A 24,429-nucleotide genomic window follows, 5' to 3' on the forward strand; every position below is an offset into this window, starting at 1 on the left:
GGAGGTGATCGCCGAGGCCCAACGGGCAGTGCTGCTGGCCGCGTCGCGCAACTCGCGACTGCGGGACGTCGTGGAGAACGCCCCGGTGACCCGGGACCTGGTGCGGCGCTTCGTCGCGGGCACGGGCGACGACCACGCCCTGGAGGTGTCCGCGGACCTCCGCTCCCAGGGTCTGCTCGTCACCCTCGACCGCCTCGGCGAGGACGTGACCGACGAGGCCGACGCCGAAGGGGTCCGGGACGCCTACGTGGGCCTGCTGGGCCGGTTGGCGGCCGTGGGCCTGGCCGACGACGGCGACGTCGAGGTGTCGGTCAAGCTCTCCGCGCTCGGGCAGGCGCTCGGCTCGACCGGGGAGTCCGTGGCGCTGGAGAACGCCCGGGTGATCTGCGAGGCGGCCGCGGTCGCCGGCACCACGGTCACCCTGGACATGGAGGACCACACCACGGTCGACTCCACCCTGCGGGTGCTGGAGCAGCTGCGCGCGGAGCACCCCTGGGTGGGGGCGGTGCTGCAGTCGCAGCTGCGCCGCACCGAGGCCGACTGCCGTGACCTGGCCACCGCCGGGTCGCGGGTGCGCCTGTGCAAGGGCGCCTACGCGCCGACCGACGTCCACGCCTTCGACGCCGCCCACGAGGTCGACCGCTCCTACGTCCGCTGCCTCAAGGTGCTGATGAACGGCGACGGCTACCCCATGGTCGCCAGCCACGACCCCACGCTGCTGGAGATCGCGCAGGCGCTGGCCCGCGACGTCGGGCGGGAGCAGTCCAGCTGGGAGCTGCAGATGCTCCTCGGGGTCCGGCCGGACGAGCAGACCCGGCTCGCCGCGCTCGGGCGGCGGACGCGGGTCTACGTGCCCTTCGGCGAGGACTGGTACGCCTACCTGGTGCGGCGCCTCGCCGAGCGACCCGCCAACCTGGCCCTGCTGCTGCGCTCGCTGGGGAGCCGGCGGTGACCGAGAGCGAGGCCGGGACGCCGACACCTCGCGAGGACGTCGTCGCGGTGCTGGGCGCCGGGGTGATGGGCGAGACCCTGCTGTCGGGGCTGCTGCGGGCCGGTCGACCGGTGTCCGCGCTGCGGATCAGCGAACGCCGGGCCGAGCGTGCCGAGGAGCTCCTCGACCGGTACGGCGTGCGCGTGCTGGACAACGCGACCGCGGTGGCGGAGGCGGGCACGGCGGTCGTGGTGGTCAAGCCGCAGGACGTGTCGGCGCTGCTCGCGGAGGTCGGCCCCCACCTGGCGCCCGGCGGCCTGCTGGTGTCGTTGGCCGCCGGCGTCACCACCGCCTCCATCGAGGCGGCCCTGACGGCCGCCGGGGCGCCGGCGGACGTGGCCGTGGTCCGTGTCATGCCCAACACGCCGGCCCTGGTGGACGCCGGCATGAGCGCGGTGTCGCCCGGGAGCCGCTGCGACGCCCGTCACCTGGACGCCGCCGAGGCGCTGCTCGCCAGCGTCGGCAAGGTCGTGCGCGTCCCGGAGCACCAGATGGACGCGGTGACCGCGGTGTCCGGGTCCGGACCGGCGTACGTGTTCTACGTCGTCGAGGCGATGATCGAGGCCGGCGTCCTGCTGGGCCTGTCCCGCGACGTCGCCACGACGTTGGCGGTGCAGACGGTCCGTGGTGCGGGCACGATGGTCTCGGAGACCGGTCAGCACCCGAGCGTCCTGCGGGAGCAGGTCTGCTCCCCGGCCGGCACCACGATCGCCGCGATCCGCGTGCTGGACGACCACCGGGTGCGGGCTGCGTTCGTGACCGCGATGGAGGCCGCCCGGGACCGTTCGGCGGAACTAGGACGGCTCGCGGGTAGTTGACGACGAGCAGTGGTCGGCGGTCGCCGACCGCGAGGCCCGGGTCCGCCCGGTTGACGGAGGTGTGACGTGGGTTGGCTCTCGAAGGTGTTCGGCGGGCGTGGACGGTCCGGTGCGTCCGGACCCTCCGGGCCCAGCCGGCTCGAGGAGGACCTGGCGCACCTGCGTGACTTCGCGACCACCCGCCGCGGGGTCGAGTTCTACCTGGAGCCGCAGACCGACGGCTTCGACACCACCATGGTCGCCGTGGCGCACGACGGGGAGTGGACCCGTCGCCGGGTCGGGTCGCCGTCGACGGCCGGCAAGCTCGCCCGCAGCCTGAGCGCACCGGTGTACGAGGCCGGGGTGACCGGCTACCCGAAGCGCATGAAGGAGTGGAGCCGCAACCACCCCGAGCGCCGGCTCGGACCCCGCTGACGGGGGGCAGGAGCCCTAGCCGATGAGCGGGCGGGTCTCGGGCAGCCGGAACAGCCGGGGCCGCTCGCGCAGGGCCAGCGCGCCGGCCACCGTCACCGGTCCCAGCCGGCCCAGGAACATGCAGACGATCAGCACCCAGTCCCCGCCGGGCGGCAGGTCGGGGGTGATGCCCGTGGACAGCCCCACGGTGGCCGTGGCCGAGATGACCTCGAACAGGACGTCGGCCATCCGCTCGCCCGACAGGTGCAGCAGCAGGATCGTCGCCGAGCCGACCACGGCCAGGTACAGGCCGATGACCGCCAGGGCCTGCCGGACGGTCTCCGGCCCGATCCGGCGCCCGAACGCGTTGGCGTCGGCGTCGCCGCGCGCCTCGGCCAGCACGGCGGCGACCAGGACGGCGACGGTGCCGACCTTGATCCCGCCCGCCGTCCCGGCCGACCCGCCGCCGATGAACATCAGGGCGTTGGTCAGGAAGAGCGAGGCGTCGGTCACCTCGCCGTAGTCGACCGTGTTGAAGCCGGCCGTGCGGGCCGTCACCGACAGGAACACCGCGGTCCACAGCTTGTCCGAGCCCTGGAACCCGCCCAGGGTCGCGGGGTTGTCCCACTCCAGCAGCAGGAACATCAGGGTGCCGCCGACCAGCAGGACCGCCGTGGCCACGAGTACGAGCCGGGTGTTGACGCTCCAGGGCAGCCGGGTGCGGCGCAGCACCTCCAGGACGACCGGGAACCCGATCCCGCCCAGCACGATCGCCGCCATGATCGGCCCGGTGACCCACTCGTCGGTGGCGTAGTCGTACAGCGCGTTCTCCGCGAACAGCGAGAAGCCCGCGTTGTTGAACGCCGACACCGCGTGGAACACGCCCAGCCACAGCGCCCGCCCCGGCGGCTCGCCGTAGTGCACCGCGAAGCGCAGCGTGAGGAGCAGGGCGACCGCACCCTCGATCACCACGGTCGTGCGCAGGATGCCGACCAGCACCGAGCGCGCGTCGGCGAGGCCGCCCACCCGGGTGGCCATCCCCGCCGTGATCCGGCTCTGCAGGCCGAGCCGGCGGGTCACCGCCAGCGCCAGCAGGGCCGAGATGGTGGCGATGCCCAGCCCGCCGACGTGGATCATCGTCAGGATCAGGGCCTCGCCCGTGGTCGACCAGTACGTCCCGGTCTCGACCAGGGTCAGCCCGGTCACGCAGACGGCCGAGGTCGCGACGAAGACCGCCGTGGTGAACGGGACGCCGTCGGGGGCCTGGCCGGGGGCCACCGCCCAGGGGGTCAGCAGGGCCAGCGTGCCGACGGCGATCGCGACGACGAAACCGAGCGGGATGACCCGGGCGGGGCTGAGCAGCGCCCGGACCCGACGGCGACGCCACAGCGGGCCGTGGGGCGGAGGGCGCCGGGGCAGGTCCCGGCCCGTCCGGCTCCGGGACGGGCCCCGCGGCAGCGGGTCCTCCGTCATCCGGCTCAGCCGATCAGGGGGCGCGCCTCGGGCAGGCGGAACAGCCGCCGGCGCTGCTTGGTGGCCACCGCGGCGGCCACCGCGACCGGACCCACCCGGCCGACGAACATGCAGCCGGTGACGAACCACATCGCCGGTTCCGGCAGCTGGGCGGTGACGCCCGTGGACAGGCCCACCACGGCCGTCGCCGAGACCGCCTCGAAGATGGTGTCGCTCAGCTCGAAGTCGGTGAGCTGGAGCAGCACGACGATCGCGACGCCGGTCAGGGCGATGGAGAAGCCGAGGACCGCCAGCGCCTGCCGGACCGTCGCCGTGGCGATCCGACGGCCGAAGGCGTGGACGTCGGTGTCGCCGCGCGCCTCGGCGTACACCGCCAGGGCCAGCACGGCCAGGGTGCCGACCTTGATGCCGCCGGAGGTGCCCGCCGAGCCGGCCCCGACGAACATGAGGGCGTCGGTGACGAACCGACCGGCCTCGCCCATGCCGCCGTAGTCGATGGTCGAGAACCCGCTGGAGCGGGGCGTCACGGCCATGAACGCGATGGCGAGCAGCTTGGTGGGCATCGCCATCTCGCCGATGGTGGCCTCGTTGCCCCACTCCAGGGCGCCGAGCGTCAGCGCCGCCCCGACGAGCAGGACGGCCGACGTGGCGATCACCAGCTGGGTGTGCAGCGACCAGGTCCCCGGCCGCTTGAACCGGGCCAGCTCGACGAGGACCGGGAACCCCAGCCCGCCCAGGACGACCGCCGTCATGACCGGGACGATGATCCAGGGGTCGCCCACGAAGCCGATCAGGCTGTCGCTGAAGAGCGCGAACCCGGCGTTGTTGAAGGCCGAGACGCCGTGGAAGACGCCCAGCCACAGGGCTCGGCCGGGGGGTTCGTCGTAGTGCAGCAGGAACCGCAGGGTGAGCGCGACGGACACCACGGCCTCGATGACGGCCGTGGTCAGCAGCAGCCGGGGCAGGATGGTGCGGATCTCGCCGAGGTCGAAGCCCTTGGTCTCCTGGCTGGCCGCGAGCATGCTGCCCAGGCCGAAGCGGCGCAGCACCGCCAGGCCCACGAGCGAGCCGAGGGTCGCGATGCCCAGGCCGCCGACCTGGAACAGCACGAGCATGACGACGTGGCCGAACGTCGACCAGTACGTCGGGGTGTCCACGACGACGAGTCCCGTCACGGCGGTGGCGCTGGTCGCGGTGAACACGGCGACCACGGTCGGCGGGAGACCTTCCGGCCCCGTGCCGCCCTCGCTGACCGAGCGCACCGCCCAGGGGGTGTGCAGGAGCAGGGCACCGACGACGATGACGGCGAACAGCCCCAGCGGGATGATCCGGACCGGCGACAGGAAGGCCTCGAGGCCGGCGCGGCGCGCGATGGCCGACGGCGTGCGGTCCCCGCCCGGCAGGACGCGGCGGATGCTGAAGCGGTCCCGCTTGCGACGGCGGAACCGGCTCGTGGCCAGGGTGGGCTCGAGGTCGTCGTCCGGCTCGCCGGGGCCTGCGGGGCTGGTCACGGTCGGGCCGCGAAGGCCTCGATCTGGTCGACGTGGCCCGACACGATCAGCGTGTCGTCCGGGTGCACCTTCGTGGTGGGGATGGCGTAGGTGAAGTCGTTGCCGGGCCGCTTCACCCCCACCACCGTGATGCCGTACTTGGTGCGGACCCCGGCCTGGTCGAGGGTGAAGTTGTGGGTCTCCTTGGGCGGGGCCATCTTGACGATCGCGAAGCCGTCGTCGAACTCGATGTAGTCCAGCAGCTTGCCCGTCACCAGGTGGGCGGTGCGCTCGCCCATGGTCGCCTCGGGGTAGACCACGGTGACGCGGCTGCCGGTCCGGCGGACCGGGTTGTCCTTGCGCTGGCGGGTCTCACGGCTGCGTCGGGCCGCGGTGGCCAGGTCCTCGTCGCCGGTGATGCGGTCGGACTCGGCCTCGGTGGCCAGCCGCTCGAGGATCTTGCCGTGGGCGTGGGAGATGGCCTTGGCCCAGATCTGGCCCACCTTGAGGTCGACCAGGTTGAGGGTGGACAGCACGCTGGCCTCGATCGAGGTGCCGATCCCGACCACCGCGATCGGGAACTGCGCTGCGCCGATCTGCTTCATGGCCTGCAGGTTCGTGGAGTCGGCCTCCACGACGTGGGTGAGGCGGCCGGACCACTCCTGCACCAGCTCGGGGTTGCGCTCGACGGCGAGCACCTCGTGCCCGAGCCGGTGCAGCGCCTCGGCGGCCGCGGCCCCGAACCGGCCGAGCCCGACCACGAGGACGGCGTCGGAGTGCAGCTTCCCGTTTCCCACGAGGGGTCACGCTACGCCCGCGGGCGGGGTGCTGCGGGCGCTACAGGCCGACCGGGCCGCCCCGGTCGTCCAGCAGGTCCTGCAGCACGGTGATCTCGAACGTCTGGGCGTTGACCATCGACTCGGCCAGCCGCCTGACCTGGGGCTGCGTGGCCTCGTCCTGGGCGACCTCGGCCATCTCCACCCCGCCGACGTGGTGGGGGATCATCAGCTGCAGGTAGATCCGCTCGGCCTCGACGCCGTCCGCGTCCCGCAGCGCGGCCATCTGCGCGTCCGTGGCCAGGCCCATGGCGATCATCGGGTTGCCCGGGGCCCCGTCGACGGCACCGTCCGCCGACTCGTCCTCGGCCATGCCGGTCATGCCCTCCATCCCGTCGGAGAACGGCCCGGACATCCAGCCCATGATGGGCTCGGCCGACGCCTGGGGCAGGCCCCACAGCTGCAGCCAGCCGGCCATCTGGCCCTGCTGGTTCTGCTGCGTGAGCAGGACGTCCAGGGCGATCTGGCGCAGGGTCGGGTCGTCGCTGCGGTCCCGCACCATCACCGACATCTCGACGGCCTGACCGTGGTGGACCTGCATGTCCCGGGCGAAGCCGGCGTCCACGGAGTCCTCGGTCGGCACGGCGGCGCTCGCCGGACCGGCCAGGGCGGAGCCCAGCAGCAGCCCGACGACCACCAGCAGTGCGCCGCCGACCACGGCGAGGGCGGTGAGGAACGGCCGGGCGAGCAGGGGGGAGGTGCTGCGTGACGTCATCGCGCCCCGACCGCTCAGGCCGTCGTGTCGATGCTGCCGGAGCAGGCTGCCCCGGGCTCCTGCGTCTGCTCGCCCTGCAGGTACTTGACGAGGAACACCGGCAGGCGCTCGTCGTCGACGGAGTCCAGCTGCAGCTGCAGGCCCCAGGCGCTGGCCACCACGGGGGAGGGCAGGTCGGGCATGGGGGAGACCAGCAGGTAGCTGTTCTCCCCGGCGAGCCGCTCGAGCTCGGCGACGTCCTCGGCGGGCAGCTCGGGGTCGTAGGTCACCCACACGGCGCCGTGCTCGAGGGAGTGCACGCCGGCCTCGCTGGTGATGGGGGCGTCGTAGAAGCCGCAGTTCTGCCACTGGGCCAGGTGGTCGCCGCCCACCGGGGGCATCACCTCGTACTGGACCGGGGTGGTGACGTGGTTGGCGGTCTGCTCGCCGAAGTCCTCGACCCCGTCGATGTCGGCGTCGGCCGCCCGCTCGACCTGGCTGCGCTGGCCCTCGCTCTGCACGATGACGGCGACGACGACGCCGATCAGGACCAGGGCCAGCGTCGCGGCGACCCCGACGATGAGGAACGACCGACGTCGCTCCTCGCCCTTCTGGGCGGCCTGCATCTGGGCCAGGCGGGCCTGGCGGTCGGCGGGGGTCTTGGCGGCCACGGTCAGGCTCCTCGGTCGGGTCCGGCGGGTTGCACGGGCGTGCTGCGGGGGGCGAGCGCGTGGGTGCGGCGCCCTCGTCACAACACATGGTGCCCTGTCCTGGTTCCCGTCGCGGCATCCGGTCGTGCACCGGGCCGGCGGCACCGGGCTAGCGTGAGGCCATGAGGAGTCGGACGCGGGTCGTCTGGGACGAGGACTTCGTGCGCTACGACTTCGGTCCCGGGCACCCGTTCGCCCCCGTCCGCATCGCGCTGACGGCCCGGCTCTGCCGCGACCTCGGCCTGTTCGGCCACGTCGAGGTGGTGGACGCCGGGGTCGCCGGGGTCGACCTGCTCCGCACCGTGCACACCGCCGGGCTGGTCGAGGCGGTGCAGCGCGCCTCGGTCGACACCCGCGCGGACGTCGGTCACGGCGTGGGCACCCTGGAGACGCCGGCGTTCGCCGGGATGCACGACTCCGCCGCACGGGTGTTCTCTGGCTCGGTCGACCTGGCGCGGGCGCTGGTGGCGGGTGAGATCGACCACGGCGTCAACTTCGCGGGGGGCCTGCACCACGCCTCGGCCGACGCGGCGTCCGGGTTCTGCGTCTACAACGACTGCGCCGGCGCCATCCGGGCGATGCTCGACGCCGGCGTGGAGCGGGTGGTCTACGTGGACACCGACGTGCACCACGGCGACGGCACCGAGTCGATCTTCTGGGACGAGCCGCGCGTCACCACCATCTCGGTCCACGAGTCGGGCCACACACTGTTCCCCGGCACGGGCTACCCCGGCGACGTCGGCGGGGCGGGTGCCGAGGGCACGGCCGTCAACGTCGCGCTGCCCGCCGGCACCGGTGACGCCGGGTGGCTGCGCGCCGTCCACGCCGTGGTGCGCCCGGTGGTCCGTGCGGTCGAGCCGCAGGTGCTGGTGACCCAGCACGGCTGCGACACCCACGTGCTCGACCCGCTGGCGAACCTCCGCGTCTCCGTCGACGGCCAGCGGGCCGCGGCGGTGATGATGCACGACCTCGCGCACGAGGTCGCGGGGGGTCGCTGGCTCGCGCTGGGCGGCGGGGGCTACGAGCTGGTCGACGTCGTGCCCCGGGCCTGGACGCACCTGGTCGGGGTGGCCGCGCACCACCCCATCGAGCCCACCACCGCCGTGCCGCAGGCCTGGTTGGACTACGTCACCGAGGCGCTGGGGCAGCAGGCGCCGCGGCGGATGACCGACGGCGAACCCGCCTCCTTCTCGACCTGGGAGTCCGGTTACGACCCCGCCGACCCGGTCGACCAGGCGGTCATGGCCACCCGCAAGGCCGTCTTCCCGCTGCTGGGCCTGGATCCCTGGTTCGACTAGGGGGCGAGGTCGCTCCGCGCGGGCGGTAGCCTGGGCCCTCAGTCCAGGGGCGCGCGCAGGCGGGCCCGACCCTCAGCACGATCTGCGGAAGAAGGACCCACGTGGGCTCTGTCATCAAGAAGCGTCGCAAGCGGATGGCCAAGAAGAAGCACCGCAAGCTGCTTCGTCGTACCCGTCACCAGCGCCGCAACAAGAAGTAGTCGGACCCGTAGGGTCCGGGGGAGCCGTGAGCCGGCGCGTCGTGCTGGTCACCGGGGTGTCTCGATACCTCGGCGGCAAGGTCGCGGCCGCGCTGGCGGCACACCCCTCGGCCCCGGACGTGATCGGGCTCGACGTCGTACCGCCCCACGCCTGGATGGGTGGGGCGCGCTTCGTCCGCGCGGACATCAGGAGCCCGTCCATCGCGAGGCTCCTGGTCGACGAGCGGGTGGACACCGTCGTCCACATGAACGTCATCGCCACGCCCCGCTCCGCCGGCGGGCGCGTGCCGATGAAGGAGATCAACGTCATCGGCACCATGCAGCTGCTCGCGGCGCTGCAGAAGGTGCCCGGCGTCACCCGGCTGGTGGTCAAGTCCACCGCCGGCGTCTACGGCGCCGGCCCGGGTGACCCGGCCATGTTCACCGAGGACTCCACGGCGGCCACGCCGCCGCGGACCGGGTGGGCCAAGGACTGCCTCGAGGTCGAGGGCTACGTCCGCGGCTTCACGCGGCGACGCCCCGACGCCTCCGTCGCGCTGCTCCGCTTCGCCAGCATCGTCGGCCCCGGCCTGGAGACCCCGCTGTCGCGGGCGTTCGCGCTCCCGGTGGTCCCCGGGCTGCTGGGCCACGACGGCCGGCTGCAGTTCGTCCACGAGGTGGACGCGGTCGAGGCCATGGTCGTCGCCACGCTGGGAGAGGTCACCGGCCCGGTCAACATCGCCGGGGACGGGGTCCTGACCACGAGCCAGGCCGCGGCCATGGCCGGGCGCCCCGTGCTGGGCCTGCCGGAGCTGCTGGCCCCCACCGCGTCGCGCTGGCTGACCCGGCTCGGGGCCGCCGAGCTGTCGTTCGAGGACCTCAGGCTGCTGGGGTACGGCCGGGTCCTGGACACCAGCCGCAGCCGTGACGTGATGGGTTTCGTGCCCGCCCGCACCACCCGCGAGGCGTTCGCGGAGTTCCTGGCCGCCCACGGGCTGCGCGGGGTGCGTCCGGTCGTGGACCTGGTCGCCGACGAGGTGAGCAAGGCCGTGGTCGACACGGTCGGCGCCCCTCGGGCTGCGAAGGGGACGACGCGATGAGCCCCTCGGGCCGGGACCCGGCCGGCGGGGGCAGCAACCCCGTCTCCCTGGGGGCGGACCGGGCCGCGGCCGAACGTGACCGCCGCCGTCGCCGGGGGACGCCGCTGCTGAGCGCGTCGGGACCGGCCGCGCCGCGCACCCGGCCCCCGGTGCGGCGCACCTCGCCCGTCGTGACGCCGCTGCGCCGTGACGACCCCGTCGAGACGGTGATCGACCTGGTCGCCGAGGAGGCCGGCCAGCGGGTCGTCGAGGCCCTCGAGGCGGGGGCGCCGCCCCACCTGGCCGTGGTGCCGGACGAGCCGGCGCCGGACGGGCCGGGACCGGACGAGCCGGGACCGGACGAGCCGGGACCGGACGGGGAGCTGTCGGGGGGCGGCGAGGCGCCGGTGGACCCGGACGGCAGCGCGCACCTGCAGGAGCTGCTGCTGGACGCCGTCGACTTCGTCCGGCGCCGGCTGCAGGGCGACTACGCCGTCGACGAGTTCGGCTTCGACCCCGAGCTGACGGAGCGGGTGATGCTCGCCGTGCTCCGCCCCGTGTACCGGCGCTGGTTCCGGGTCGAGCTGCGCGGGGCCGAACGGATCCCGGCCGACCGCGGCGCCCTGCTGGTGGGCAACCACTCCGGCACGGTGGCCTGGGACGCCCTGATGACCCAGGTGGCGGTGCACGACAGCACCGACGGGCGGTTCCTGCGGCTGCTGGGCGCGGACCTGGTGTTCGCCACGCCGGTCGTCGGCGACGTCGCGCGTCGGATGGGGGCCACGCTGGCCGCCAGCAGCGACGCCGAGCGGCTGCTGTCCTCCGGCGAGCTGGTCGGGGTCTGGCCCGAGGGGTTCAAGGGCATCGGCAAGAACTACCGCGACCGGTACCGGTTGCAGCGCTTCGGCCGCGGCGGCTTCGTGTCCGCCGCCATCCGCACCCAGGTGCCCATCGTGCCGGTGAGCATCGTGGGGGCGGAGGAGATCCACCCGATGCTCGCCGACGTCCGGCCGCTGGCCCGGCTCACCGGGGCCCCCTACTGGCCCGTGACCCCCACGTTCCCGTGGCTGGGGCCGCTGGGGCTGGTGCCGCTGCCCAGCAAGTGGCTGATCGAGTTCGGCGAGCCGATCCCCACCGACCAGCTCGACCCCGGCGCCGCGGAGGACCCGATGGTGGTGTTCGAGATCACCGACCGGGTCCGCGAGGTCATCCAGCAGACCCTCTACGCGCTGCTGGTGCAGCGTCGCAGCGTGTTCCTCGGATGAGCGCTCGCGCCGCGAGGCCGCCGGTGCAGGTCCGGCTGATCGGCAAGCCCGGCTGCCACCTGTGCGACGAGGCCCGGGTCGTGGTGCAGGCGGAGTGTCGGCGCGCCGGCGCCGAGCTGACCGAGGTGTCCGTCCTCGACGACCCGGAGCTGCACGCCCGGTTCTGGGACCGGATCCCGGTCGTGGAGGTCGACGGCGCCACCGTCGAGCAGCTGCGGGTGGACCCGGTGCGCCTGCGGCGGCTGCTGAGCCCGGGCCGGCGGCGTCGCCTGCTCTGGTGAGGCCGGGCGGGGGCTACGGCGGACGCGTCGCGCCACTTTGTGCACGTCGTCACAAGCCCTTACGATGACACTTCCCGGCCGAGGAGAGACCCAAGTGCCCTTGCAGCGACTGCGACTGCCCCGCACGGGCTCCCGCGCGCCGAAGGGCCCCCTGGTCCAGGTCCGGACCGACGACGCCGTCGCCCGCACCGCCGCCGCCAGGGGGGTGCCCGAGGCCACGGTCGCGAGGCTCCCCACCTACCTGCAGGCGTTGCACGCCCTCGCCGACCGGGGGACCAGCACGGTGTCGAGCCAGGAGCTGGCCGACCTGGTCCACGTGTCCGCGGCCATGCTGCGCAAGGACCTGTCGCAGCTCGGCTCCTACGGCACCCGCGGTGTGGGCTACGACGTCGCGACCCTGGTGCACGAGATGTCCGCCGTGCTGGGCCTGGAGCACGACTGGCCCGTCGCCATCGTCGGCGTCGGCAACCTGGGCCGGGCGCTGGCGCACTACGGGGGGTTCACCAGCCGCGGCCTCAGCATCGCGGCGCTGTTCGACGCCGACCCCGCCGTCGTGGGCACGACCGTCAACGGCCGCACCGTCCACCACGTGGACGAGGTGCACCGGCTGGTGCAGGAGCGAAACGTCCGGATCGCCGTCATCGCCACCCCCGCCGAGGCCGCCCAGGTCACCAGCGAGACCCTGGTCCGGGCCGGCATCACCAGCATCCTCTGCTTCGCCGGGGCGGCCGTGCGCGTGCCCGACGGCGTCACCGTCCGCGCCGTCGACCTGTCCAGCGAGCTGCAGATCCTCGGGTTCCACGAGCAGCGCAAGCGCAGCGACGTCCTGGGGCCGCTGCGCCCCCCCGAGGGCCTCCGGGGGACCGACGCCGTCCTGCGCGCCGAGAGCGGTGCCCGGTGACCCTGCTCGTCGTCGGTGCCAGCCACCGGACCTGCCCGCTGCCGTCGCTGGAGCGCCTCGCGGAGGCCGCGGCCGACCCGGCCGCCCTGGCCCGCCGGGTGCTCGACGAGCGCTACGTCAACGAGGCCATGGTGGTGTCGACGTGCAACCGGGTCGAGGTCTACGTCGACGTCGACCGGTTCCACTCCGGCGTCGCCGCCGTGTCCAGCGCCCTGGCCCTGGGGACGGGGGTCGACGCCGCCGACCTGGGTGAGCACATGTACGCCCACTACGACGGGGCCGCGGTCGAGCACGTCTTCCAGGTCGTCGCCGGCCTGGACTCCATGGCCCTGGGCGAGGCGCAGATCCTCGGCCAGGTGCGGGGCGCGTACAGCCGCGCCCGGGCCGCCGGGCACGCCGGGCGGGGGCTGGCGGCGGTCGTCGAGCGTTCGCTGCGGGTCGGTCGACGGGCCCGCGCCGAGACCGGTCTGGACCGCCTCGGCAACCGCATGGTCACCGAGGCGCTGCACCTGGCCACGGCGCAGGTGGGGCCGCTGCCCGGCGCGCGGGTGGCCGTCGTGGGCGCCGGGGGCATGGCCGGCCTGGTGACGGCCACGCTGGCCCGCCAGGCGGCCGGCGCCATCACGGTGGTCAACCGCACGCACGACAAGGCCGTCCGGCTCGCGGAGTCGGTCGGGGGCGACGTCGCGACCCTGGCCGACCTCCCCCGTCTGCTGCGCGAGTGCGACGTCGTCGTCAGCTGCACGGGCTCCGTGGGGCACGTCGTCGAGGCCGACGACGTCAGGGCCGCCGTCGCCGCCCGCGGCGGCCGCCCGCTGGTGCTGGTCGACCTGGCCCTGCCCCGCGACGTCGCACCGCTGCCGGCCGGCCTGCCCACCGTCACGCTCGTCGACCTCGAGGGCCTCGGCGGCCTGCTCGCCGCCGAGGGCGACGGGACGACCGAGGTGGCCCGGGCGCGTGCCGTGGTGGCCGACGAGGTGCTCCTCTGGCGCGCCGAGGTCGAGGCCGCCACGGTCACCCCGACCGTCGTCGCGCTGCGAAGCCAGGCGGACGCCGTCGTGGCGGCCGAGCTGCAGCGGCTGCGGGGCCGGCTCGGCGACCTGGACCCGGCCGTGGCCGCCGAGGTCGAGCGCACGGTGCGCCGTGTGGTCGACAAGGTCCTCCACACCCCCACGGTGAGGGTCAAGGAGCTGGCGAGCGGACCGGACGGGTCGATGTACGCCGAGGCGCTGCAGACCCTCTTCGGCCTGCACGTGGCCGACACCCTGGACCCGGTCAACCGGCTGGGCACGCCGGGCCGGGCCGAGGGGACCAGCTCGTGATCCGCGTCGGCACCCGGGCCAGCACGCTGGCGCGCACCCAGTCCCAGCTGGTCGCCGACGCCCTGGCCCGGACGCTCGGCGAGGACTGCGAGCTCGTCCTGGTCTCGACCCACGGCGACCGCTCCGCCGAGCCGCTGCGCGAGCTGGCCCGTGACACCGGCGGCACCGGGGTGTTCGTCTCCGCGCTGCGCGACGCCCTGCTCGCCGGGCAGGTCGACGTGGCCGTGCACTCGCTCAAGGACCTCCCGACCGCCCCGTTCCCCGGGATCGACCTCGCCGCGGTGCCCGAGCGCGAGGACCCGCGCGACGCGCTGGTCTCCGTGGGCGGGACCCGGCTGGTCGACCTGCCCGACGGGGCCCGGGTCGGGACCGGCTCGCCCCGGCGGGCCGCGATGCTCGCGGTGGACGCCGCCCGCCGCGGACGCAGCCTGAGGGTCGTGGACGTGCGCGGCAACGTCGACACCCGGATGGGACGCGTCGGGGTGGACCTGGACGCGGTGGTCCTCGCCCTGGCGGGGCTGCGCCGGCTGGGTCGGGACGGCGAGGTCAGCGACGTGCTGGGCACCGACGTGCTGCTGCCCGCGCCGGGCCAGGGCGCCCTGGCGGTCGAGACCCGCAGCGGCGACCCGCTCGGCGCCCGGGTGCGCGACGCCCTCGACCACGCCCCGACCCGGGCCGCGGTCACGGCCGAGCGCACGATGCTGCGGGTCCTGGACGCCGGCTGCTCCGCGCCGGTCGGCGCCCTGGCGACCGTGAGCGGCGAGGAGGTGGTGCTGCACGCCGCCCTGGCCGACGACCCGGTCGCGGACGCCGCCGACGTCGGGGTCGCTGCATCCGCGACGGCCCCCCGGACGGCATCACTGACGACGGACCGTACGACCACGGTCCTCGACGGCCCGGACGTGGTCCCCCGCCTGCTGCGGCTGCGTCAGGTCGGGGCGGTGGCCGACGCCGCGTCGCTGGGGGAGCGGGCAGGCCACGAGCTGCTCCGGGCCCGGCTGGAACACCCACGCACCGACCACGAGGAGACCCTTCGATGAGCACGCACAGCGACGACCGGGCGGCCACGCCCAGCGACGCCGGCCGCCGCGCCCACGTGGGTTTCGTGGGGGCCGGTCCCGGTGACCCGGGCCTGCTCACGCTGCGCGCCGCGGCCCTTCTGGAGGTGGCCGACGTGGTCGTCACCGACCTGGCGGACCCCTCCGACCTGCTCGCCCGCTGCGCCCGCCCGGGTGTCGAGGTGGTCTCGCTGGCCACCGACGCGGACGGCACGCCGCTGAACCGGGCGGCCCGCTCCCGTCGGGTGGCCCGCCTGGCCGTCGACGGGGCCCGGGTGGTCCGCCTGGTCGCCGGCGACGCCACCACGTTCTCGTCGGTGTCGGCCGAGATCAAGGCTGCGCGTGCGGCCGGGGCCGAGGTCGAGCTGGTGCCCGGCGTCTCCGCGGCCTTCGCCGTGCCGGTGTACGCCGGGGTGCCGGTCGCGCCGACCGGGACCGACCGCGTCCACGTCGTCCACGTCACCGACGGCTCCACCGAGCTCGTCGCGCCCGGGCGCGGCGGCGGGGACACCGTCGTCGTGCTGGGGGCCGCGGCCCTGCTGGGTGGTGCGGCCGACCGGATGGTCGCCATGGGCTGGAGCCCGGACACCCCGACGGTCGCCGTGTCGCAGGCCACGACCACGCACCAGCGCAGCATCGGGGTGGCGCTGGCCAAGGTCGGTGACGTGGTCGGTGAGCTGCCCGAGCCCGTCAGCCTGGTCGTCGGCGAGGCCGTCAAGCAGCGCGAGGCCGTCTCCTGGTTCGAGACGCGCCCGCTGTTCGGCTGGCGGGTGCTGGTGCCCCGGACCAAGGACCAGTCGACGTCGGTCGTGGAGCACCTGCGCGAGCTGGGCGCCGACCCCGTCGTCGTCCCCACCATCTCCGTCGAGCCGCCGCGCACCCCGCAGCAGATGGACAAGGCCGTCCGCGGCCTGGTCACCGGTCGCTACGAGTGGGTCGGGTTCACCAGCGTCAACGCCGTCCGCGCCGTGCGCGAGCAGCTGGACGCGCTGGGGCTGGACGCCCGGTCGTTCTCGGGGCTCAAGATCGCCGCGGTGGGCGGGGTGACGGCCGACGCGCTGCGCGAGTGGGGCCTGGAGCCCGACCTGGTGCCCACCGACGAGCAGTCGGCCCACGGCCTGCTCGACGTCTGGCCCGCGTTCGACCCGCAGCTGGACCCGATCGACCGGGTGCTGCTGCCGAGGGCCGACATCGCGACCGAGACCCTGGTCGCCGGTCTGCAGGAGATGGGCTGGGAGGTCGACGACGTCACGGCGTACCGCACCGTCCGCGCCGCGCCGCCCGCCGCCCCCGTCCGCGACGCCATCAAGTCCGGCGGGTTCGACGCGGTCCTGTTCACGTCCAGCTCCACCGTCCGCAACCTGGTCGGCATCGCGGGCAAGCCCCACGCCGCGACCGTGATCGCCTGCATCGGCCCCCGCACCGCGGCCACGGCCGAGGAGCACGGCCTGCGGGTCGACGTGCTCGCCCCGCTGCCGGAGGTGCGCGCCCTGGTGGACGCCCTGGCCGACCACGGCCGCGCGAGCCGGGCGGCGGCCGAGGCGGACGGCCAGACCTGGTCACGGCCCTCCGAGCGCACCCCGGCGGCCCGCCGGCGCGCCCGGTGACGGCCGGGGCCCCTGGCGTCCCCGCGGCCGGGGCGTTCCCCCTGCGCCGCCCCCGGCGGTTGCGGGGGACGCCTGCGCTGCGGCGCCTGGTCGCGCAGACGCGGCTCGACCCGGCCGACCTGGTGCTGCCGGTGTTCGTCAAGGAGGGCCTCGACGAGCCCCGGCCGATCGCCAGCCTGCCCGGCGTCGTCCAGCACTCCCGGGCCTCGCTGGTGGCGCTGGCCCGTGACGCGGTCGACGCGGGGGTCGGTGGGCTGATGGTGTTCGGGGTGCCCAGCCGCCGGGACGCCACCGGGAGCGGGGCGGACGACCCCGACGGCGTCCTCAACGTCGCCCTCGCCGACCTGGCCGACGCCGTCGGAGGGGAGACCGTGCTGATGGCGGACCTCTGCCTGGACGAGTTCACCGACCACGGCCACTGCGGCGTGCTGGACGACCGGGGTCGGGTCGACAACGACGCCACCCTGGAGCGCTACGCCGACGTGGCCCTGGCGCAGGCCGGCGCGGGCGCCCACCTGCTGGGCACCAGCGGGATGATGGACGGGCAGGTCGGGGCCGTCCGCGCGGCCCTGGACGGCGCCGGGCACGACGACGTCGGCGTGCTGGCCTACGCGGCCAAGTACGCGTCCGGCTTCTACGGCCCCTTCCGCGAGGCCGTCGAGTCCACCCTCACCGGGGACCGGGCCACCTACCAGCAGGACCCGGCCAACACCCGGGAGTCGCTGCTGGAGGTCCAGCAGGACCTGGCCGAAGGCGCCGACGTCATCATGGTCAAGCCCGCCCTGCCCTACCTGGACGTGCTCCGGCAGGTCGCCGACGCCAGCCCCGTGCCCGTCGCGGCCTACCAGGTGTCGGGGGAGTACGCGATGGTCGCCGCCGCGGCCGCCAACGGCTGGGTGGACGGTGACCGCGTCATGCTGGAGTCGCTGCTGTCGATCCGCCGGGCCGGGGCCGACGTCGTCCTCACCTACGCGGCGCTCGACGTGGCCCGCGCTCTGCACGCAGCGTGACGACGGTCACCGGGAAGCCGGCTCGCCGTCGCGTCCCGCAGCTGTCCGCAGAGCGGACGGTAGGCTTCGGCGCCGTGACCAGGGGTGAATGGCTCGACTCGGAGCAGCAGGCCGCGTGGCGGGCGTGGCTGGAGGGTTCGGCCCTGCTCGACGACGCGCTCGGGCGGGACCTGCTGGCCGTCGGTCTCACGTTCAGCGAGTACGACATCCTCGTGCAGCTGTCCGAGCAGGAGGGACGGTCCCTGCGGATGAGCGAGCTCGCGGGCCTGGTCCTGCACTCCCGTTCCCGGCTCACCCACACCGTGAGCCGGATGGAGTCCCGTGGCCTGGTGCGGCGGGAGCCCTGCGAGGAGGACAAGCGCGGCGTGCGGTGCACCATGACCGAGGCCGGCCTGAGCGCCCTGGTCGCCGCCGCGCCCCACCACGTCGGCAGCGTCCGCGAGCACCTGGTGGACCCCCTGACGCGTGAGGAGTTCCTGGCGCTGGGGGCCGCGATGGCCAAGGTGCGCGACCGGTTGCGACCCCTGGCCTGAGCACGCAGCAGCGGTTGGGACACTGGGAGGCGTGACAGCCGAAGCGACGACCTCCGCACCCGGTACGACCCGCTCCCGGGCCCTGCTCGAGCGTGGCTCCCGGGTGGTCCCCGGCGGCGTGAACTCTCCGGTCCGGGCCTTCCGCGCCGTGGGCGGCACGCCCCGGTTCATGACCTCGGCGTCCGGCCCGTGGCTCACCGACACCGACGGCAACCGCTACGTCGACCTGGTGTGCTCCTGGGGACCGATGCTGCTGGGCCACACCCACCCGCAGGTGCTCGAGGCGGTCCGTGACGTCGCCGGCCGCGGCTTCAGCTTCGGCGCGCCCACCGAGCTGGAGGTCGAGCTGGCCGAGGAGATCGTCCGTCGGGTCCCCGCGGTGCAGCAGGTGCGCCTGGTCAACAGCGGCACCGAGGCCACCATGAGCGCCGTCCGCCTCGCCCGCGGGTTCACCGGGCGGCCGGTCGTGGTCAAGTTCGCCGGGCACTACCACGGCCACGTCGACGCCCTGCTGGCCGAGGCGGGGTCCGGGCTGGCCACGTTCGGGCTGCCGTCCAGCCCCGGCATCACGGGGGCGTCGGCCGCCGACACGGTCGTCCTGCCGTACAACGACCCCGACGCGCTGCGGGCGGTGTTCGCCGAGCACGGCGACCGCGTCGCCTGCCTCATCACCGAGGCCGCCGCGGGCAACATGGGCGTCGTGCCGCCCCGGCCCGGTTTCGCGGCCCTGATGCGCGAGGTCACCGCCGCCCACGGTGCGCTGCTGGTCTACGACGAGGTGATGACCGGGTTCCGGGTCGGGCCCGGCGGCTGGCACGGCCTGGAGCAGGACTGCGCGGCCGCGGGCGACGAGCCGCTGCCCGCCCCGGACCTGTTCACCTTCGGCAAGGTGATGGGCGGCGGGTTCCCCGTGGCGGCCTTCGGCGGCCGGGCGGACGTGATGGCCCACCTGGCCCCGCTGGGGGCGGTCTACCAGGCCGGCACGCTGAGCGGGAACCCCGTGGCGGTCACCGCGGGCCTGACCACGCTGCGGCTGGCCGACGCGGCCGTCTACGCCCGGGTCGACGAGGTGTCGCGCACCGTCTCCGCCGCGGTCGACGAGGCGTTCACCGCCGTGGGGATGCCGCACGTCGTGCAGCACGCCGGCAGCATGTTCAGCGTCTTCCTCACCGACGGCGTCCAGGGGCGGGTCGACGACTACGCCACGGCCCGGACCCAGGACTCGACGGCCTTCGCGGCGTTCTTCCACGCCATGCTCGACGCCGGGGTGCACCTGCCGCCGTCGTCGTTCGAGTCCTGGTTCGTGTCGGCCAGCCACGACGAGGAGGCGGTCGAGCACGTGCTGGCGGCCCTGCCCGGGGCGGCGCGCGCCGCCGCGGCCGCGGGTGGTGCGGCATGAGCCCCGCAGTCCGCACCGTCGTGCACCTGGTGCGCCACGGCGAGGTGCACAACCCCGACGGCGTCCTGTACGGCCGGATCGCCGGATACGGGCTCAGCGAGCGCGGCCACGCCATGGCCCGCCGCGTCGCGGAGCACCTGGGCGACGCCGACGTCGGCGCGGTGGTGGCCTCCCCGCTGCAGCGGGCCCAGGAGACCGCGACCCCCGTCGCGACCGCCCACGGCCTGAGCATCCGCACCGACGAGCGGCTGATCGAGAGCGGCAACGTGTTCGAGGGCCTCACCATCGGCGTCGGCGACGGCGCCCTGTCCAGCCCGAGGCACTGGCGGCACCTGTACAACCCGCTCCGCCCGTCCTGGGGCGAGGCCTACCGCGAGATCGCGGCCCGGATGCTGGCCGCCGTCGAGGCGGCACGCGACCTGGCTCCCGGCCGCCAGGTCGTCTGCGTCTCCCACCAGCTGCCGATCTGGACCGTCCGGTCCGCGGCCGAGGGCCGCCGGCTCTGGCACGACCCGCGTCGTCGCCAGTGCGGCCTGGCCTCGCTCACCTCGTTCACCTACGACGGCGACGAGCTGGTCGGCGTGGCCTACCGCGAGCCCGCGGCGGACCTGTGACCGGCGGACCTGTGACCGGCGGACCCGTGACCAGCCGACCCGTGACCCGGGCCCGGCGCGGTCCGGCGCGTGCGGGTCTGCTCGCCGGCGCCCTGCTGCTCGCGCTTACCGGTTGCTCGTCGGGGCAGGCAGGGGTGCCCGGCCTGCGCGAGGAGGCCGGCGCCGCCTACGTCTCCGGGGACAGCACGGTCCAGGTGATCGCCGCCGACGAGCGCGGCGAGCCCGTCGACGGGTTGACCGGCCAGACCCTGACGGGGGAGGCCCTCGACGTCACGGGCCTGCGCGGCGGCCTGGTCGTCCTCAACGTCTGGGGCTCGTGGTGCGGGCCCTGCCACGCCGAGGCGCCCGACCTGGTCAGCGCCGAGCAGGTGCTGACCGGTGCCGACGGGCCGGGCGTGGCCGTGCAGTTCGTCGGGCTCAACATCCGTGACCGCTCCGTCGAGGCCGCGGCCGGCTTCGAGGAGGAGTACGGCATCGACTGGCCGAGCCTGCACGACCCCGACTCCGCGCTGCTGCTGCGCCTGGCCGGCGAGGTGCCCACCAACGTCGTGCCGGCGACGCTCGTGCTGGACGAGCAGGGCCGGGTGGCCGCCCGGATGCTGTCCCAGGTCGACGAGGCCACCCTGGTGGGCGTCGTCGAGGACGTCGCGTCCGGAGGGGGCCAGGCGTGAGCGTCGGGGCGGTCGGGGCCGACGTGGTGGCCGGAGGGCTGCTGGCTGCGGGGTCCTCCGTGGCCGCGCAGACCGTCCTGGACGGCTCGCTCCTGCTGGCCGTGCCCCTGGCGCTGCTGGCGGGGCTGGTGTCGTTCGCCTCGCCCTGCGTGCTGCCGCTGGTGCCGGGCTACCTGGCCTACGTGTCCGGCATGGCCGAGCCCGGCCCGGCCGCCGCGGTCGCGTCGAGCCCCGCGAGCACCAGCGCCGCGAGCACCAGGACCGCGAGCACCGGGACCGCGAGCACCGGTGCCGCGAGCACCGGTGCCGGCCCCGCCCGCGGTGGCACGGCCGTGCTCGCCGACCCGGAGACCGTCCCCACGGGGCGTCTGGTGCTGGGCACCTGCCTGTTCGTCGCCGGGTTCAGCGTCGTGTTCATCAGCATCAGCATGGTCGCCGGCGTCGCGGGGGCGCTCGTGCCCAACCTGCGGGTCGTGTACGTCGTGTCCGGCGTGGTCGCGGTCGCCATGGGGCTGGTGTTCATGGGCGCGCTGCCGTTCCTGCGCACCGAGCGGCGACCCCGTTGGCGCCCGGCCGTCGGCCTGGGCGGCGCCCCGCTGCTGGGGGCGGCGTTCGGCGTCGGCTGGATCCCCTGCGTGGGACCCACCCTGGCCGCGGTCCTGGGGCTGTCGTTCGTCGACGGCGGGGCCGGGCGGGGGGCGCTGCTTGGCGCGGCGTACTGCGTCGGGCTGGGCCTGCCGTTCGTGCTGGTGTCCCTCGGGTACGCCCGCGGGTTGCGCGCCCTGGGGCCGCTGCGCCGGCACCGGGTGCTGGTCCAGCGGGTGGGGGGCGTCCTGCTCGTCGTCGTCGGTCTGCTGCTGATCACCGGTCTGTACGAGGCCCTCGTCGAGGCGCTGCGCGCCCCCATCAGCCGGTTCCCGGTGCTGCTGTGAGCGCCGACACCCGGACCCCGGACGCCACCGGCGCCTCGCCCCTCCCGCCCGCGCCCACGCCCCCGCCGCTCGGGGCGAGGGGGACCGCCCGCTGGCTCTGGCGGCAGCTGACGAGCATGCGCACGGCCCTGGTGCTGCTGCTCCTGCTGGCCGTCGCGACGATCCCGGGGTCGCTGTTCCCGCAGCGCGGGGTCGACCTGGCCGCGGTCAACACCTACCTGCGCGAGAACGAGAGCACGGGGGAGTGGCTGGACCGGCTCGGCTTCTTCGACGTCTACGCCTCGCCCTGGTTCGCCGCGGTCTACCTGCTGCTGTTCGTGAGCCTGCTGGGCTGCATCGTGCCGCGCGCCCGGGCGCACGTCACCGAGTGGCGCCGTCGCCCGCCCACGACCCCGCGCCGCCTCGAGCGGCTGCCCGGGCACGGCGGCGTCACCGTCGCCGAGCCCGTGGACGTGGTCGTCGACCGGCTCACCGTCGCGCTGCGGCGGCGGGGCCGTGGCGGGGGGCCGCTGCTCGGTCACCGGGTGGACGTCCACGCCGAGACCGGTGGCGGCCCGGGCGCCCGGTCGCTGGCCGCGGAGACCGGCCGGCTGCGCGAGACCGGCAACCTGCTGTTCCACGTCAGCCTCGTCGGGGTGCTGGTGGCCATGGCCACCGGCTCGCTGTACTCCTACCGCGGTGAGGCCCTCGTGGTGGAGGGCGAGTCGTTCAGCAACGTCCTGCAGCAGTACGACTCCATCAACCCCGGGGCCCGGTTCGACGCGACCGGGCTGCCGCCGTTCTCGTTGCGGCTCGACGCCCTCGACGTGGCCTTCGAGGAGGAGCAGGTCAGCCAGCTCGGCTCGCCCCGCAACTTCGAGGCCGCCGTCACCGTGACCCCGTCGCCGGGGGCGGAGGGCGAGCCGGGCACGATCCGGGTCAACTCCCCGCTGGAGGTCCAGGGCACCCGCCTGTTCCTGACCGGCAACGGCTACGCCCCCGTGGTCGAGGTCCGGGACGCCGACGGCGAGGTCCGGTTCGCCGGGCCGGTGCCGTTCCTGCCCGAGGACGGCGGGTACACCTCGACCGGCGTGGTCAAGGCGGCCGTGCCCGGGGGCGACGACATCGGGCTGAGCGGGGTGTTCCTGCCCACGGCGGGCGCCGACCCGCTCGCGGCGCCCGTCTCGCTGTTCCCCGACGCCCGCGTCCCCCGGCTGGTCCTCACCCCCTGGGTCGGCGACATCGGTCTCGGCGACGGCACCCCGCAGTCGGTCTACGACCTGGACACCGACGACATGACGCAGATGCTGGACGACGCGGGTGAGCCGGTCCTGCTCCTGCTCGCCCCCGGCCAGAGCGTCGACCTGCCGGACGGGGCGGGCAGCGTCACGTTCGTCGAGCTGCCCAGGTTCGCGGCCTTCCAGGTGCGTTCCGACCCGTCGGGGCCGCTGGCCCTGGTGTCGGCGTCGCTGGCCATGCTCGGTCTGGTCGTCAGCCTGTTCCTGCCGCGACGACGCCTGTGGGCCCGCCTCACCCCGGACCACGGCGAGGACGGCGCCCGGCGTACCGTGGTCGAGGTCGGTGGTCTGTCCCGGAGCCGGGACGCCGGGCTGCAGGGCGAGGTCGACCGCCTGCTGCTCGTGGCGGCCGCCGCCCCGCCGACCGGCAGCCCCCCGCGCTCCACCGAACCGCGCAGCACCCAACCGCTCAGCACCGACCCGCGCAGCACCGACCCGCTCAGCACCGAACCCCGCAGCACCGACCCGCGCAGCACCCACCCGCCCGGCCCCGGGCCTGCACCCACGAGCGAGGACCGATGACCGCGCCACCCCTGGACCTGCTGGCGCTGCCGGCTGTCCTCGTCACCGGCCGCGCCGCCGACGAGGGCCTGGCCGGCATCAGCGACGCCCTCGTCTACTCGGCCATGGCCGTGTACGCCGTCTCGCTGGTCGCCTACGCGATCGACCTGGGCGCACGCCGGGCGCGGCCGGAGCCGCAGGCCCTGGTGACGGCTGGGGCGGGCGTCGGGGCCGGGGCCACCGCGGCGCGGTCCGCCGGCGCCGACGTGCACCCGGACGGGCGGACCAGCCCGCTCCCGGGGGGCCCGGACGACGCGGCAGGCCAGGAGCGGCAGGGCCGGGCCGCCCGCATCGGCACCAGCCTGTTCGTGCTGGCGACGCTGCTGCACGTCGGGTCCATCGTGGCCCGCGGCCTGTCGGTGCACCGGGTGCCCTGGGGCGACGCCTACGAGTTCGCCCTGACCGGATCCGTCCTGGTCAGCCTGGTGTTCGTCGTGCTGCTCCGCCGGGCGCAGCGGTGGAGCTGGCTCGGCTCGTTCGTCGTGGTGCCGGTCCTGCTGGCGCTCATGATCGCGACGTCCTTCTTCTACACCGAGGCCAGTGCCCTGTCCCCGGCGCTGCAGGACTCCTGGCTCGTCGTGCACGTGTCGATCGCGTTCCTGTCCTCGGCGCTGTTCACCATCGGGTTCAGCCTGGCCGTGGTGCAGCTGGTCCAGCACCGCCAGGAGGCGGTCCTGGCCGCCGGGGGCCAGCCCAGCCGGTTCCTGTCCCGGGTGCCCGACAGCCGCACCCTGGAGCAGACCTCGTTCCAGCTGCACGCGGTGGCCTTCGTGCTGTGGACGTTCACCGTGGTGGCGGGGGCGATCTGGGCCGCCGAGGCGTGGGGCCGGTACTGGGGCTGGGACCCCAAGGAGGTCTGGTCGTTCGTCATCTGGGTCGTCTACGCGGCCTACCTGCACGCGCGGTCCACCGCCGGCTGGGCGGGACCGCGCTCGGCCTGGATCGCCGTGCTCGGCTTCGCGTGCCTGATGTTCAACTTCTTCGGCGTCAACTACCTCTTCGTGGGCAACCACTCCTACGCGCTGTAGGCAGGGGGC

25 protein-coding genes are annotated in these 24,429 nt (G+C 75.0%); 20 read left to right on the forward strand and 5 right to left on the reverse strand.

The genetic code is table 11. From position 1 onward, the window contains the following. Positions 1–4 precede the first annotated feature (4 nt). The 3 genes from ACR80Q_RS07245 to ACR80Q_RS07255 all read left to right on the forward strand — a co-directional run bounded on the left by ACR80Q_RS07245 (position 5) and on the right by ACR80Q_RS07255 (position 2,223). Positions 5–952, forward strand: a complete 948-nt coding sequence (locus ACR80Q_RS07245) for a proline dehydrogenase family protein (RefSeq protein ID WP_435376926.1) — start codon at positions 5–7, stop codon at positions 950–952. Then, entirely contained in the window at positions 949–1,809 is an 861-nt protein-coding gene (gene proC, locus ACR80Q_RS07250; protein ID WP_435376927.1) for a pyrroline-5-carboxylate reductase, read from the forward strand. The genes ACR80Q_RS07245 and proC overlap by 4 nt, the downstream gene beginning before the upstream one ends. A 66-nt stretch (positions 1,810–1,875) precedes the next feature. Continuing rightward, positions 1,876–2,223: an oxidoreductase gene (locus ACR80Q_RS07255; RefSeq protein WP_435376928.1), complete on the forward strand. Its 348-nt coding sequence runs from the start codon at positions 1,876–1,878 to the stop codon at positions 2,221–2,223. Positions 2,224–2,238: 15 nt separating this feature from the next. On the opposite strand, the gene ACR80Q_RS07260 is transcribed toward ACR80Q_RS07255, so the two are convergent. The 5 genes from ACR80Q_RS07260 to ACR80Q_RS07280 are packed head-to-tail and all read right to left on the reverse strand — an operon-like array spanning position 2,239 to position 7,366. After that, positions 2,239–3,675 carry a TrkH family potassium uptake protein gene (locus tag ACR80Q_RS07260; RefSeq protein ID WP_435376929.1) on the reverse strand — a complete coding sequence of 479 codons (1,437 nt, stop codon included), beginning with the start codon at positions 3,673–3,675 and terminating at the stop codon, positions 2,239–2,241. Positions 3,676–3,680: 5 nt separating this feature from the next. After that, on the reverse strand, positions 3,681–5,186 hold the full coding sequence (locus tag ACR80Q_RS07265; RefSeq protein ID WP_435376930.1) for a TrkH family potassium uptake protein: 1,506 nt from the start codon (positions 5,184–5,186) through the stop codon (positions 3,681–3,683). Beyond that, the gene (locus ACR80Q_RS07270) at positions 5,183–5,962 is read right to left on the reverse strand and encodes a potassium channel family protein (RefSeq protein WP_435376931.1); all 780 of its coding nucleotides are present in this window, start codon (positions 5,960–5,962) and stop codon (positions 5,183–5,185) included. Before ACR80Q_RS07270 ends, ACR80Q_RS07265 begins: the two co-directional genes overlap by 4 nt. Before the next feature lie 40 nt (positions 5,963–6,002). Further along, positions 6,003–6,716 (reverse strand): DUF305 domain-containing protein, encoded by a 714-nt coding sequence (locus ACR80Q_RS07275; RefSeq protein WP_435376932.1) that lies wholly within the window; start codon positions 6,714–6,716, stop codon positions 6,003–6,005. A 14-nt stretch (positions 6,717–6,730) separates the two neighbouring features. Then, positions 6,731–7,366, reverse strand: coding sequence for a thioredoxin-like domain-containing protein (locus tag ACR80Q_RS07280; protein WP_435376933.1), 636 nt, complete (start codon positions 7,364–7,366; stop codon positions 6,731–6,733). 281 nt (positions 7,367–7,647) lie between these two features. On the opposite strand from ACR80Q_RS07280, the gene ACR80Q_RS07285 reads away from it, so the two are divergent. The 17 genes from ACR80Q_RS07285 (at position 7,648) to ccsB (ending at position 24,420) form a co-directional block, all read left to right on the forward strand. Next, positions 7,648–8,703: an acetoin utilization protein AcuC gene (locus ACR80Q_RS07285; protein ID WP_435377116.1), complete on the forward strand. Its 1,056-nt coding sequence runs from the start codon at positions 7,648–7,650 to the stop codon at positions 8,701–8,703. 101 nt (positions 8,704–8,804) lie between these two features. After that, on the forward strand, positions 8,805–8,903 hold the full coding sequence (locus ACR80Q_RS07290; protein ID WP_012085056.1) for a 30S ribosomal protein bS22: 99 nt from the start codon (positions 8,805–8,807) through the stop codon (positions 8,901–8,903). A 26-nt stretch (positions 8,904–8,929) separates the two neighbouring features. Further along, positions 8,930–9,982 carry an NAD-dependent epimerase/dehydratase family protein gene (locus ACR80Q_RS07295; RefSeq protein WP_435376934.1) on the forward strand — a complete coding sequence of 351 codons (1,053 nt, stop codon included), beginning with the start codon at positions 8,930–8,932 and terminating at the stop codon, positions 9,980–9,982. Beyond that, complete coding sequence (locus tag ACR80Q_RS07300; protein ID WP_435376935.1) at positions 9,979–11,226, forward strand: lysophospholipid acyltransferase family protein; 1,248 nt, start codon at positions 9,979–9,981, stop codon at positions 11,224–11,226. Before ACR80Q_RS07295 ends, ACR80Q_RS07300 begins: the two co-directional genes overlap by 4 nt. Next, positions 11,223–11,507, forward strand: coding sequence for a glutaredoxin family protein (locus ACR80Q_RS07305; protein WP_435376936.1), 285 nt, complete (start codon positions 11,223–11,225; stop codon positions 11,505–11,507). Before ACR80Q_RS07300 ends, ACR80Q_RS07305 begins: the two co-directional genes overlap by 4 nt. Positions 11,508–11,601: 94 nt before the next feature. After that, positions 11,602–12,408, forward strand: a complete 807-nt coding sequence (locus ACR80Q_RS07310) for a redox-sensing transcriptional repressor Rex (RefSeq protein WP_435376937.1) — start codon at positions 11,602–11,604, stop codon at positions 12,406–12,408. Further along, positions 12,405–13,730, forward strand: coding sequence for a glutamyl-tRNA reductase (locus ACR80Q_RS07315; RefSeq protein ID WP_435376938.1), 1,326 nt, complete (start codon positions 12,405–12,407; stop codon positions 13,728–13,730). The genes ACR80Q_RS07310 and ACR80Q_RS07315 overlap by 4 nt, the downstream gene beginning before the upstream one ends. After that, a complete protein-coding gene (gene hemC / locus ACR80Q_RS07320; protein ID WP_435376939.1) occupies positions 13,727–14,770 on the forward strand; it encodes a hydroxymethylbilane synthase in 1,044 nt (347 codons plus the stop codon). The genes ACR80Q_RS07315 and hemC overlap by 4 nt, the downstream gene beginning before the upstream one ends. After that, the gene (locus ACR80Q_RS07325; RefSeq protein ID WP_435376940.1) at positions 14,767–16,395 is read left to right on the forward strand and encodes a uroporphyrinogen-III synthase; all 1,629 of its coding nucleotides are present in this window, start codon (positions 14,767–14,769) and stop codon (positions 16,393–16,395) included. The genes hemC and ACR80Q_RS07325 overlap by 4 nt, the downstream gene beginning before the upstream one ends. After that, positions 16,392–17,405, forward strand: coding sequence for a porphobilinogen synthase (gene hemB, locus ACR80Q_RS07330; RefSeq protein WP_435376941.1), 1,014 nt, complete (start codon positions 16,392–16,394; stop codon positions 17,403–17,405). The genes ACR80Q_RS07325 and hemB overlap by 4 nt, the downstream gene beginning before the upstream one ends. Positions 17,406–17,479: 74 nt before the next feature. Beyond that, entirely contained in the window at positions 17,480–17,938 is a 459-nt protein-coding gene (locus ACR80Q_RS07335; RefSeq protein ID WP_435376942.1) for a MarR family winged helix-turn-helix transcriptional regulator, read from the forward strand. 31 nt (positions 17,939–17,969) lie between these two features. Then, a complete protein-coding gene (hemL, locus tag ACR80Q_RS07340; RefSeq protein WP_435376943.1) occupies positions 17,970–19,337 on the forward strand; it encodes a glutamate-1-semialdehyde 2,1-aminomutase in 1,368 nt (455 codons plus the stop codon). Next, positions 19,334–19,951: a histidine phosphatase family protein gene (locus ACR80Q_RS07345; RefSeq protein WP_435376944.1), complete on the forward strand. Its 618-nt coding sequence runs from the start codon at positions 19,334–19,336 to the stop codon at positions 19,949–19,951. Before hemL ends, ACR80Q_RS07345 begins: the two co-directional genes overlap by 4 nt. 26 nt (positions 19,952–19,977) lie before the next feature. Next, positions 19,978–20,622 (forward strand): TlpA family protein disulfide reductase, encoded by a 645-nt coding sequence (locus tag ACR80Q_RS07350; protein ID WP_435376945.1) that lies wholly within the window; start codon positions 19,978–19,980, stop codon positions 20,620–20,622. Then, positions 20,619–21,554 (forward strand): cytochrome c biogenesis CcdA family protein, encoded by a 936-nt coding sequence (locus ACR80Q_RS07355; protein ID WP_435376946.1) that lies wholly within the window; start codon positions 20,619–20,621, stop codon positions 21,552–21,554. The genes ACR80Q_RS07350 and ACR80Q_RS07355 overlap by 4 nt, the downstream gene beginning before the upstream one ends. After that, complete coding sequence (gene resB / locus ACR80Q_RS07360) at positions 21,551–23,353, forward strand: cytochrome c biogenesis protein ResB (RefSeq protein ID WP_435376947.1); 1,803 nt, start codon at positions 21,551–21,553, stop codon at positions 23,351–23,353. The genes ACR80Q_RS07355 and resB overlap by 4 nt, the downstream gene beginning before the upstream one ends. Further along, entirely contained in the window at positions 23,350–24,420 is a 1,071-nt protein-coding gene (ccsB, locus tag ACR80Q_RS07365) for a c-type cytochrome biogenesis protein CcsB (RefSeq protein ID WP_435376948.1), read from the forward strand. The genes resB and ccsB overlap by 4 nt, the downstream gene beginning before the upstream one ends. Positions 24,421–24,429: the final 9 nt, after the last annotated feature.

Source organism: Aquipuribacter aurantiacus (assembly GCF_051216895.1).
GTDB lineage: Bacteria > Actinomycetota > Actinomycetes > Actinomycetales > JBBAYJ01 > Aquipuribacter.